General features: G+C 34.3%; 12 protein-coding genes. 8 read left to right on the forward strand and 4 right to left on the reverse strand.

The annotated features are described in order from the left end of the window. Positions 1-290: 290 nt before the first annotated feature. The 3 genes from D9K81_RS17475 to D9K81_RS17485 all read right to left on the reverse strand — a co-directional run bounded on the left by D9K81_RS17475 (position 291) and on the right by D9K81_RS17485 (position 2883). Positions 291-1016 (reverse strand): RloB family protein, encoded by a 726-nt coding sequence (locus D9K81_RS17475; protein WP_121523928.1) that lies wholly within the window; start codon positions 1014-1016, stop codon positions 291-293. After that, positions 1013-2368: an AAA family ATPase gene (locus D9K81_RS17480; protein WP_121523930.1), complete on the reverse strand. Its 1356-nt coding sequence runs from the start codon at positions 2366-2368 to the stop codon at positions 1013-1015. Before D9K81_RS17480 ends, D9K81_RS17475 begins: the two co-directional genes overlap by 4 nt. Before the next feature lie 140 nt (positions 2369-2508). Further along, positions 2509-2883, reverse strand: a complete 375-nt coding sequence (locus D9K81_RS17485) for a hypothetical protein (RefSeq protein ID WP_086322809.1) — start codon at positions 2881-2883, stop codon at positions 2509-2511. Between the two features lie 258 nt (positions 2884-3141). On the opposite strand from D9K81_RS17485, the gene mobQ reads away from it, so the two are divergent. The 4 genes from mobQ (at position 3142) to D9K81_RS17505 (ending at position 7903) form a co-directional block, all read left to right on the forward strand. Continuing rightward, positions 3142-4896: a MobQ family relaxase gene (gene mobQ, locus D9K81_RS17490; RefSeq protein ID WP_235831058.1), complete on the forward strand. Its 1755-nt coding sequence runs from the start codon at positions 3142-3144 to the stop codon at positions 4894-4896. A 632-nt stretch (positions 4897-5528) separates the two neighbouring features. Continuing rightward, entirely contained in the window at positions 5529-6479 is a 951-nt protein-coding gene (repM, locus tag D9K81_RS17495; protein WP_121523932.1) for a replication initiation protein RepM, read from the forward strand. After that, positions 6472-7047 carry a plasmid replication DNA-binding protein gene (locus D9K81_RS17500; protein ID WP_121523934.1) on the forward strand — a complete coding sequence of 192 codons (576 nt, stop codon included), beginning with the start codon at positions 6472-6474 and terminating at the stop codon, positions 7045-7047. The genes repM and D9K81_RS17500 overlap by 8 nt, the downstream gene beginning before the upstream one ends. Positions 7048-7675: 628 nt before the next feature. Then, positions 7676-7903, forward strand: a complete 228-nt coding sequence (locus D9K81_RS17505; protein WP_086197745.1) for a hypothetical protein — start codon at positions 7676-7678, stop codon at positions 7901-7903. Between the two features lie 241 nt (positions 7904-8144). Here D9K81_RS17505 and D9K81_RS17510 read toward each other — a convergent pair whose 3' ends face one another. Beyond that, positions 8145-8660, reverse strand: coding sequence for a tetratricopeptide repeat protein (locus D9K81_RS17510; protein WP_086197746.1), 516 nt, complete (start codon positions 8658-8660; stop codon positions 8145-8147). A gap of 228 nt (positions 8661-8888) precedes the next feature. On the opposite strand from D9K81_RS17510, the gene D9K81_RS17515 reads away from it, so the two are divergent. The 4 genes from D9K81_RS17515 (at position 8889) to D9K81_RS17530 (ending at position 10729) form a co-directional block, all read left to right on the forward strand. Next, the gene (locus tag D9K81_RS17515) at positions 8889-9185 is read left to right on the forward strand and encodes a type II toxin-antitoxin system RelE/ParE family toxin (RefSeq protein ID WP_004647749.1); all 297 of its coding nucleotides are present in this window, start codon (positions 8889-8891) and stop codon (positions 9183-9185) included. A gap of 1 nt (position 9186) precedes the next feature. After that, positions 9187-9477, forward strand: a complete 291-nt coding sequence (locus D9K81_RS17520; protein ID WP_086197743.1) for an addiction module antidote protein — start codon at positions 9187-9189, stop codon at positions 9475-9477. Between the two features lie 122 nt (positions 9478-9599). Beyond that, positions 9600-10322, forward strand: a complete 723-nt coding sequence (locus D9K81_RS17525; RefSeq protein WP_078194509.1) for a Hint domain-containing protein — start codon at positions 9600-9602, stop codon at positions 10320-10322. A 74-nt stretch (positions 10323-10396) separates the two neighbouring features. Further along, positions 10397-10729 (forward strand): hypothetical protein, encoded by a 333-nt coding sequence (locus tag D9K81_RS17530; RefSeq protein ID WP_121523936.1) that lies wholly within the window; start codon positions 10397-10399, stop codon positions 10727-10729. Positions 10730-10821: the final 92 nt, after the last annotated feature.

Below are 10821 nucleotides of genomic sequence, written 5' to 3' on the forward strand. Positions count from 1 at the left end.
ACTGCGGATAAACCTGGGACGGTTTTTAGCCGGTCCTGTACGCATTTGCTTACGTCAATTACGGCCCTTTGCTCCTGTACGACCTGGCTGCAATTTCCTATGATGGATTCATCAGGAACAGGAAGTTCCACACAATAATAAAAACATAGATACGCACAAGGACTGTAAGGTACGACAGGAGTTATACCGAGCGAACCAATACGAAAAACCCCGGCAGGATGCCGGGGTTTTTTATTGCCTGAAACCTTTCCGATAATCCGTTTTATCGTAATTTTAGGGAGAATTAATAACTACTTTTGATTATCCTCATTAAACTTCAAGAAGCTTTCCAATAATTCATATAGCTGAGATCCAATATGATTCGTTGGATAAATATAATCTGGATCAGTAATACTTTCTTCTATTGCCTTGGCTTGCTCTATGGCAAAAGCAATTTTTTCTTTACTAAAGAATTCATTTGGTAAAGCTTTTGTTTTTTCGTAAGAAAAATTTTGGTCTAATTGTGTCTTCAATAAAAAGTTTAAATAACTCTCACAAAATTGGACTTTTTGTTTTTTCCTATCTTTCCTAATATAAAAAATAGGATTATTTAAGAGCGCATCCTTAATTGGATCAATTAAAGAGTCAATCTTTACCAAATGCATAATAAACCAAATCTCTAAGCATGAAGAAGATACTGAAAATCTGTAATTATGACTTAAACACTCTTGTACTGCTTCTGCTAAATTTCGTCCCCATTTATCTCTATCAACAATAATCCAACATTCATCAGTCTTAGGATTTAGCCCTTCACTTTTGACATTTCTCTTTAAAGTATTGAAAACATTCTTTGGGGAACTATTATTTTTATCTTCTTCAGGCCTTTCATAATGTACGAATTTACATAGTTCTCCGACATTATTGAGCTTTTGAAAATACTCAACTTCAGTAACATGTCCTTCACAAGCAATGTAAAAAAATTTATTAGGTTCTCTATATTTTTCAGACCGGGTAATAGGCTCAAAACTACGGCTCATTTAACATTTCTTCCTATTTCTGAAAGATTTGGAACTCCATCGAATCTGCCATTGAGATAACTTTTTCGTAACTCTTTATCAAATCTTTGATTATATTCAGAAAGTGAGTGAAGGCTTGATGCACCATTTTTAGCCTTTGAAATAAACCAGATTTCATCCCGTCTTAAAAGTTCTTGATCTAATAATGCTGATTCATGCGTAGCTAGAATTATTTGGCTATATATATCTTCTGAAAAATTTATATAAAATTTGATTAAAGCATGAACCAAATTAGGATGTAGACTTCTTTCAATTTCATCAACGATAACAACATTTCCACCTTGCATTGTAGATAAAATGATAGGTATCAAATCAAATAATCTTTTCGTACCATCAGATTCTTCATCAGCAGTATCAAAATCTATAAATTTATCAGTACCATCAACTTTTCTTTGGGTTATTAATTTATAAAACTTAATTTCATCTTCTTCTTTATTAACTAAAACTAATTCTCCTTTAATAGGGTCACTAATTGAAGCTGTGTTTTTTTCACTGCCTTTTTTTAATAACGAGGAAATAACTTTATCTAAGAACTGATCTGGAAAAGGTAAGTTTTCTTTTTTTATCTCTTTAAAATCAATTTTATCAATGCCTGTATCTAAAGCATTAAGAAATTTTGCAAATACCTCTCTAAAATCTGAATTTCTATTTAATTCATGTTGAAGGCCTTCTTTAGCTTTAGACGTAGGGTAAATAATAGTCAATGAATTACTAAACCAATCATAAATATTTTGCATATGTTTTAAACCAATAGATTCATTGGTAAAGTTAAATTGATCTATTAAACTTATTAAAAGCGAGTCCTCTTTATAAGATTCAAATAAGTTTTTTGTCATTAAATTTTCATTATCAAACATATTACCTAATTCAATATTAGGCTTCATATCTTCAAATTTACGATCAAAAATTTGCTCTACTTTGCCGTCTTTAGACTTCAATAAATAGAGCCACTCTTCCGTAAACTTTAAATTATCAAAAGAAAAACCATAGATATACATGTAGCCATTGTGATGAATTTTATATTCAAGTGTACTGATTGGATTTGGTATTTCAACTAAACGAAATTTATTTGCCATTTTTGAAGTAAGGTCTACTTCTTTCGTAACTAGTCTTTTACCCAAATCAATAGCTTTAATTATATTAGACTTACCTGATGCATTCGCACCAAATAAAGTTGCTAATTTCAAAGTAGATATTTTATTAAAAGGTTCATTTACATGATTTTTTTTTAATCTTTCTTTGCCAGCAACCATTGAAAAAGAAGACCTATCCTTGAAGGAAAGTAGGTTCTCAACAGAAAATTCTACTAGCATACTAGTTCACATCAATACAAAATATTAAAAACATCATAACCATTTTTTTTTATACTTAAAGTGATTTTTTCACATTCGAAATACAAATAATCTTTTTAATTTTTTATTTAACATAAAATCTCTTATATGAAATTTAGAACTTATCCCTTAAAAAGATCATTAAAAAGCTCTTTATCTTTCTGTCTATTTTCTTCTGTCTTACTTTCCGCACTTAAAAACTGCTCAAAATCAGCCCATTGATGTTTAAAAGATTCATCATTCTTAAATTTATTCAAAACCCAAGCGCCAAGCAAAATTTTCCGTCTAGTTTCATTTTTCCGTTCTTGGGCTTTTGCTTCGCTTAAAAGTTTTTGCTGTTTGAGTTTAAGCTCATTCTGTTTCTGTTTTGCCTGTTCTAAGATCTGCTCTTGTTCTTTTTTTAAATACTCAATTTGCTCTTGCAGGGATAATTTTTTCTGCTGTGCTTTGGTGAGTTTCTTTAAAACTGCATCTTTCTTTTCTTGAATATCTGACATAGTATTAAACCGTGATGATCAATAATCAAACATCATCATAGAGTCAAAAAACAAAGCGAGCAATATCAAACGTAGCGAAGCGAAGTTTTCCCGGAGTGAAACGAAGGGCGCACTTACCCACTTTTATCATTTCATTCAAAAGTGGACGTTGCGACAGGGGAAACCCCTGTACCCCATGACCTCGCTTTAGCATGGTCAGCAACTTTTTCAAAGTTGCAAAAATCAAAACCACGGTATGCAGAAATTTAGGTTTTTAAAGTGGCAATTTTTCATTTGAATGAAAGCAACATCTCACGAAGTGACGGACGTTCAGCCGTTGCTTGTGCTGCTTATCGTGCCTGTGAAAAATTAGAGGATCTGACTTTTGGAAAGACTCAGGACTACACTAAAAAAAAGGGACTTGCATACAAAAATATTTATGCACCAGAACATACCAATACAAAACTTTTAGACCGTCAAACACTTTGGAATACAGTAGAAAAAAAAGAATTCAATGCCAATGGCTCAATGAAAGCCAATGCACGACTCGCCAAAGAATATATCTGTGCTTTACCACATGAATTAACAGATGCAGAACGCATAAAAATCGTTGATGACTTTTGCCGAGACTTTGTGAACAAGCACAATGTTATTGTCGATGCCTGCATCCATGCACCACATGAACATAACGATGAAACCAATAATAAAAACTATCACGTACACATGATGTTCACGACCAGACTCATCAATGAAAAAGGCGAATTAGGAAAGAAACAAAGAATCTTCAACGACCATGGTCCCGAGATCCTGAAGGACAGCCGAGCAACTTTTGCCAATGTTGTAAACACAGTATTGGAAAATGCCGGACTAGACGAACGCATCGACCACCGGAGTTACAAGGATCAGGGCTTAGACTTTCTTGAACCCACTCATCATGAAGGGCATGAAGCTACAGCACTTCGCAGACAATATGACGAGGAACAAAAAAGACCGCTTGAAGAACGTAACACTGAAATTGTGCTACCAAGAATTGCACTTGAAAATGATGCAATCAAAGCCAAAAATTTAGATGCTGCACGAGAATACCAACAGATCATCAAGGGCCTTGATCAAGAAATTATTGTTCCAAGTCGATTAGAAGATCAGATTACCCAGCTGGAAAACGAACTTCAGTTAACCGAAGCAGAAGAAAAAGAGCTTTTAGCAGAATTAGTAAATCTTAACCTAGAAGAAGAACGCCTGCAAGAACAACAGGTTCAACAGATCGACAACGCATATGATGACTTCATCCGGTGCCAAGATATTTATGCAGAATTTGCCAATCAGTTTTACACCATTCAAAGCAATGCTGCTGATAATCAAAAGCAGATTGAATCAAATCTCACCAAGACAAAACGATGGTTAGCAGAAAACAAAAGCGATTTTTACCTACATACCAATAATTTGTTTTATGACTCTTATCATCATACTTACAGAGATATAAAAAAACCTGATTTTTATGCGACTGAAAAATCAGTAGAACAGGCAAAAAATGAGAACTGGAGAGAATACGCAACCGAGGTCGAACAACTTGCTAAAGAATACGATATTGAGAATGTCGTCCAACGCTTAGGTCAATGCTCAGAGATACTGGAAAATAATGGGATTGAACGACCAACGATAAAACCCACGTTTTGGCAGAAGCTAAAACGAGAGTACGTTCATTCATTCGATACCCTACATGATTTTAATGATGATATGAGTCCCCTCCTTAAAGCAAAACGGGCAGATGATCTCAAAATTGAACAAGAAAGAATGCAGCAAGTACGCCAAGCGGAAGTAGATCGCCAACGAAGAATTGAAAATGATCGCAGAGAAAGTGAATTTAGAGAGCAATTACGTAAAGAACGAGAGCAAAAAGAACAACGCTATGAACAAGAAAGACACGAACGAGAACATTTGGCATTTTTAAAACGCCAAGAATTGAAAAAACAGCAGAAAAATGAGCCTAAAAAACCAGAAAATGAAAATAAAAACGATTACCGACCTTGGTGAATGCTGTTTAAACGCAAAAAAATAGGGTTTTTAGCGATGTTTTGCTAAACCACAGAGATTTTATAGTTGAGTTAAGAAAAAACTCTTAAATCGCAAATGAGAGCATTTAGCGAGTGTCTACGAGCGAACTACAGGGATCTAAATTTTTTCACCTGTTTTTCCCTGATTACAGGCTCCCCTGTGTATCAAGAACTCAGAATCAGAGCATCCCGAATGGGTGCGAACTGATTACGGTGGCTTTATGTCGAGCGAAGCGAGTGAAAAAGTTCTATGAGCGAAGCGAATTCCTAGTTGCTTTTCTTTTTTAAAAGTCACGAAATTTTAAGCCAAAAATTGCCCCTACGAACTGAGCGAAAGCGAAGTTCAATAGAGTTTGAGCGTAGCGAAAACCGAGGGCAATTTTTCCTTTCCTGGGCTTTTAATTATTTTAAAGTTTTTAAATACTTTTAGACACGCTGAAAGCCTTTATTGGTAATACTTTCAAAGGCTATATGACACCGTTTACCTTGCAATATGACACCGTTTACCTTGCAATATGACACCGTTTACCTTGCAATATGACACCGTTTACCTTGCTTATAGCACTAAAATTAATTATTGTGTCATAGCATAATAAATAATACTGGTGCTTCATGAGAGAATTAGTTGTAAAAGACAATGCCTTAATTAATGCAAGCTATAACTTAGATTTAGTAGAACAACGTTTAATTTTATTGGCCATTGTTGAGGCAAGAGAAAGCGGGAAAGGTATTAATGCTAATGATCCCCTTGAAGTACATGCAGAAGGTTATATCAATCAATTTGGCGTACATCGCAATACGGCTTATCAAGCATTAAAAGATGCCTGTAATGATTTATTTGCAAGACAATTTAGCTATCAAAAAATAAATGAACGAGGGAATATTGAGAACTATAGATCCCGTTGGGTTAGTGAAATTGGATATGTAGATAATGAAGCAGTAGTTAAACTTATCTTTGCCCCTGCCATAGTTCCCTTAATTACACGCTTAGAAGAGCATTTCACTAAATACGAATTGCAACAAGTTAGTAATCTCAGCAGTGCTTATGCTGTTCGCTTATATGAATTATTAATTGCTTGGAGAAGTACTGGCTCTACTCCTGTTATAGAGCTAAGTGATTTCCGTCAAAGAATTGGCGTACTCGATACAGAGTACAAGCGTATGGAACGTTTTAAAACTAGTGTACTTGAGCTTGCTATTAAACAAATTAACGAACATACAGATATCACTGTGAAGTATGAGCAACACAAAAGAGGTCGATCAATTTCAGGATTCTCTTTTACTTTTAAACAGAAAAAGAAGGACAACCCACCGATAGAAAGAGATCCGAATACGTTAGATCTCTTTACGAAGATGACTGATGCACAACGGCATATGTTTGCAAATAAACTTTCTGAACTTCCTGAAATGGGTCGTTATTCCCAGGGAACTGAAAGCTATCCGCAATTTGCTATTCGTATTGCTGAGATGCTGCAAGACCCTGACCGAATAAAAGAACTATACCCATACCTAAAAAAAGTGGGATATATGCCATCAAATAAAAAGGACACCGTAAATGGCTAAGTTATCACTAAGTGAAGTATCTAAAAAATTTCATGTGGATAGATCAACCATTTACAGAGCTGTACGTAATGGACGTTTATCACGCTCCAGTGATGGACAATTCGATCTAGCAGAGGTCATCCGATGCTTTGGAGAACCTGAGCAAACATCTCAAAAAATTGAATCATCTAAGCAAGAAGGTGATGAATCTACAAAAAAACTTATTGCCCATTTAGAAAATGAAGTCAAAAAATACCAAGAACGTGAAGAACGGTTAATGCAACAAATTGACCGTATGCAAACACTCATTGAGCTGAAAAGTGTTGCACCTGCCACAGCAGCACCACAACAAGATGCTACGGCATGCGACACCGATCTACCACAGCATGCGACAACACAACAAGACAATGATAATAAAAAGAATAATGAATTAAATATTGCAGAAAATGTGGCAGTGCCACAGCAAGAAACTACGGCATACCACACCCAAACACTACAGCATGCCACGTTGCAGAATGTGGCAGTGCCACAACACAAAAAACGTGGCTTATTTGGCCGTGTACTGAATGCTGTTTTTGATAATGACTAAGGGAGAAAGATCATGCCGAAACTGAAAGACATTGCCCTTGGCATTATTGTGGCCCCGCTGTTGATCCCGATCATGCTGATCGCATCGTACCAGGATAAAAAGGAGCTGAAAAAAAGAGCTGGATAAACGCCAAAAAGAAAAAGACCAGTCATCCTGATTATTCAATTGAGCTAATCAAAATCGTGAAACATTGCTTAAATAATAGGCGTGGAACGTGAAGAATCAATAAAAAGCCGTTCCAGTGCGCTGAACTCTGGAACGGCTTGGTATAAGTTGATGATTTAGAAGGGATAAATCAAAGCATTTCGTATAAGGTGTATTATGTTAATTTTAGGAATCCTTAAAGAATGTATGAATTAAAAATTATTGTTTCAGTAATCTTAATCCTAGCAGTCGTATGGGGAATACAATGGATGTTTCATGGCTTTCCAACAGGAAATTAAAACCATACTTCGCTGATTTTGGATAATCCGTATTATGTTAATTTTAGAAAATCTTAACTTTAGATAGATTAATCTAATATATTATTTTTCTCATAATTTCATAAATATCAATTATCTAATAAAGCTTTAAATCCTCTTGCTAAGCCTGTATGGTGTTCTATCAGAAAGATACTATGGAGGGTAATATGCATAGTTTTTCTGTAAAAGATTTAGATCAGTTAATAGAAGAAAATCTTAAAGAAAATAAAAAATCTAGTAAGCTATTGATTGGATATAAGTTATTTCATGATCTCATGAATGACTCAAAATTTTATACAGAAGTTACAGAATCTGCTCTTAGCTCTACCAAAAGAAAATATAAAGGTTTAAAGCTAAAAATAACTACAGATGAATATCAACTTCATTTTGAATAGATATCATAGGGAGAACTTGCTATGGAAAGAACAGTTATTGGTTTCATACTGGGTATTATTCTGATTTTACTGATCATATTTTATTTTAAAAAATAGAAAATATAGCTTTTTTTCTCCTCCATTTAACATAATGGCGGCTATACGAAATTTTTAAATTTTGTTTATTATCAAAAAGATAATCACATTTTTAAAATTTCGTATGTATAAGGTGTATTATGTTAATTTTAATTATTCTACATAGTTACATCTGTGCCTTATCTTCCCAAAATTTTGCTTTATCTAAATTTTTTTCTACACCTATTCCATATCGATACATAAATTCAAGATCCCTCATAGCCTCTTTACTGCCAAGAGACGCAGCTTTTTTAAATAAATCTAATGCCTTAGCAGTATCTTCAGTAACTCCCTCACCATTACGATATAAATTAGCTAAACCCACCATAGAATCAGTATGATTTAAGTCAGATCCTTTTGAGAACCACACAAAAGCTTTCTTATAATGTTCTTCAGCATCAGTTGGGTCCATATCTTCAACTAAACCAGCATATGTCGCATACCCATCACCAAGCCAATACATTGCATAGATATTGCCACTTTCCGCTGACTTAATAGCCCAGCTTTCGGCTTGAGCTTCATCTTCTTCAATACCGTAACCATGTATATATACATCGGCTAATTCTAATTGTGCTGATGAATCACCATTTTCAGCCTTTGTTAATAACTCATTTGAAAATGTTGGATTTGCCAAAGTTTCCATAGAAAAGATCAGTCCTAGAGCAATAGATGCAAGTTTGAAAAATTTCATTTTATGCCTTCAAATCAAAGTTATATTTAATTCGTTATGTTATTAATAATACTTTATTAAGATGAAAAATTAGAGTGATTTAACATAATGGCGCTTATACGAAATTAATGGATGTCCGTATAAATTACTTGCACATTGTATTCGATCGAATACAATGTGGTGAGAAGAGAAGGAATCCTCATGATTGAAATTAAACGTCTGCCAGAATTTGATGAATGGTTGGATGGCATTAAAGACAATATGACCCGTATCCGCCTGAATCGTCGATTAGATAAGGTTCAACGTGGAAACTGGGGAGACATTAAACCTCTCCAAGATGGCGTTTGGGAAATGAGAGAATTCTTCGGTTCTGGATGGAGGATGTATTACATCCAACATGGTGACGTAGTGATTGTAATGCTTGGTGGAGGAGATAAATCGACTCAACAACAAGACATCGATCGTGCAGTCAAACTATCGAAAACATTGGAGGATTAAAATGGTTAAAGTCGCTGATTTACCAAGTTTTGATATGGCTGAGTCACTCAAAACAGAAGAAGACATTCTGATGTATCTCAACATGGTTCTTGAAGACAATGATCCAGCTGAATTAGCTCATGCTCTTGGCGTAATTGCTAAAGCTCGTGGTATGACTCAAATCGCTAAAGAAGCAGGGATTGGGCGTGAAGCACTCTACAAAGCCCTACGTCAGGATTCAGCACCACGTTTTGATACGATTAATCGTGTAGTGAATGCTTTAGGCTTAAAACTCACAGTACAACATGCCTAAAATTTTAAAAAATGTAGTAAAAATGGGAGCTAAAGGCTCCCATTTTTGATTTCGTATAAGGTGTATTATGTTAATTTTAGGAAAGCTCACTAATCATCAAATTAAAAATATAAGAGAGACTTATGGACTCATATCTTAATTCAGGGGCTGGTTTTCCTGCTGGAACACGTATAAATACAGACAAAGGTTTAATCGCCATTCAGAACATTAAAGTCGGAGATTTAGTACTGTCAAAGCCAAAAAATGGTGACGGAGAGTTATGCTATAAACCTGTTATAAGAATATCTACTTGTGAGAATAGTGAGATTTGGGAGCTAACCTATTTCCAAATTAAAGCAAATACAGATTTATCAAAATTAAATAAAAGCAAATTATTGCAACTTTCTCGCAAAGGAAAAATGGTCAGTAATATGCTGAGGTCTAATCAGACATTCTGGGTTAAGAATATTGGATGGACGCGCTTGGATGAGTTGAAGAACGGTCAAGCTATAGAAACATCTGATCAAGAAATCATTGGTCTTGTTTTTATGGTGAATCCATTACGAAAAACAAGTATGGAAAATGTGGCTGGAAGTTACCATCCTAGCAATATATTTAATGCGGATAAAAAAGGTTTTGATATTGAAAATGTTGAATATTTTACTTTTATCAAATATGGCTTAGAAGGACCTATCGAATGTATAGGTGATGATAATGTACCTAGTCCAATATGTGTTAATGGTGAAAGTGTTCACGTTCTCTCAGAGACATTCCGATTAAAAACTTACAGCTTTGACGTTGAGGATGATTATACTTGCTTTATTACGAAGCTAGGATTGTGGGTTAATAATACTGCCTATAAATAATATAAGAAATAAATTACTAATTTTCTTATTTAAACATAATGGCGGTTATACGAAACTAAAATAAAGGTAAAAGTATGGACTCAGAAGAATTAGCTAATCTGCTCAAAAAAGGGATTATTAACGAAAACCTAGAAATCTATAAAGGATTGTTCACTGACTACTCACCATCAAAAATAAAAGATCCGTATTTTATTGAAGCAATAAGTTTTTTTAATACTTTACCAGACGAACATAAGAAAATCTTTTTCTCAATCTTACGACAAGTAATGATTGATACAATTAGTAATGTATTAGGTGTTATTGATGGCAGCTCAAGTTTAGAAGAGCACGATGGTGATTTTTCTTTGCTCTATGAGGGCAAATCAATTGAATATTTACAAGATTATTTTTTAGCTCAATTTGAGTAAAAACATAACTTCTATACTAGCCATTTAACATAATGGGCGTTATACGAAATGCAAAATAAATAGTGTTAAATTTCAAAAAGTTATGCTATAAG

This window comes from Acinetobacter chengduensis (assembly GCF_003664645.1).
Lineage (GTDB): Bacteria > Pseudomonadota > Gammaproteobacteria > Pseudomonadales > Moraxellaceae > Acinetobacter > Acinetobacter chengduensis.

What these genes read in the sequence shown, in the direction of transcription:
- D9K81_RS17515 (WP_004647749.1), top strand. Translation starts at nt 8,889, where the DNA reads ATGATTGAAATTAAACGTCTGCCAGAATTTGATGAATGGTTGGATGGC.
- D9K81_RS17520 (WP_086197743.1), top strand. Translation starts at nt 9,187, where the DNA reads ATGGTTAAAGTCGCTGATTTACCAAGTTTTGATATGGCTGAGTCACTC.
- D9K81_RS17500 (WP_121523934.1), top strand. Translation starts at nt 6,472, where the DNA reads ATGGCTAAGTTATCACTAAGTGAAGTATCTAAAAAATTTCATGTGGAT.
- D9K81_RS17485 (WP_086322809.1), bottom strand. Translation starts at nt 2,883, where the DNA reads ATGTCAGATATTCAAGAAAAGAAAGATGCAGTTTTAAAGAAACTCACC.
- D9K81_RS17480 (WP_121523930.1), bottom strand. Translation starts at nt 2,368, where the DNA reads ATGCTAGTAGAATTTTCTGTTGAGAACCTACTTTCCTTCAAGGATAGG.
- D9K81_RS17530 (WP_121523936.1), top strand. Translation starts at nt 10,397, where the DNA reads ATGGACTCAGAAGAATTAGCTAATCTGCTCAAAAAAGGGATTATTAAC.
- D9K81_RS17505 (WP_086197745.1), top strand. Translation starts at nt 7,676, where the DNA reads ATGCATAGTTTTTCTGTAAAAGATTTAGATCAGTTAATAGAAGAAAAT.
- repM (WP_121523932.1), top strand. Translation starts at nt 5,529, where the DNA reads ATGAGAGAATTAGTTGTAAAAGACAATGCCTTAATTAATGCAAGCTAT.
- D9K81_RS17475 (WP_121523928.1), bottom strand. Translation starts at nt 1,016, where the DNA reads ATGAGCCGTAGTTTTGAGCCTATTACCCGGTCTGAAAAATATAGAGAA.
- D9K81_RS17510 (WP_086197746.1), bottom strand. Translation starts at nt 8,660, where the DNA reads ATGGAAACTTTGGCAAATCCAACATTTTCAAATGAGTTATTAACAAAG.
- D9K81_RS17525 (WP_078194509.1), top strand. Translation starts at nt 9,600, where the DNA reads ATGGACTCATATCTTAATTCAGGGGCTGGTTTTCCTGCTGGAACACGT.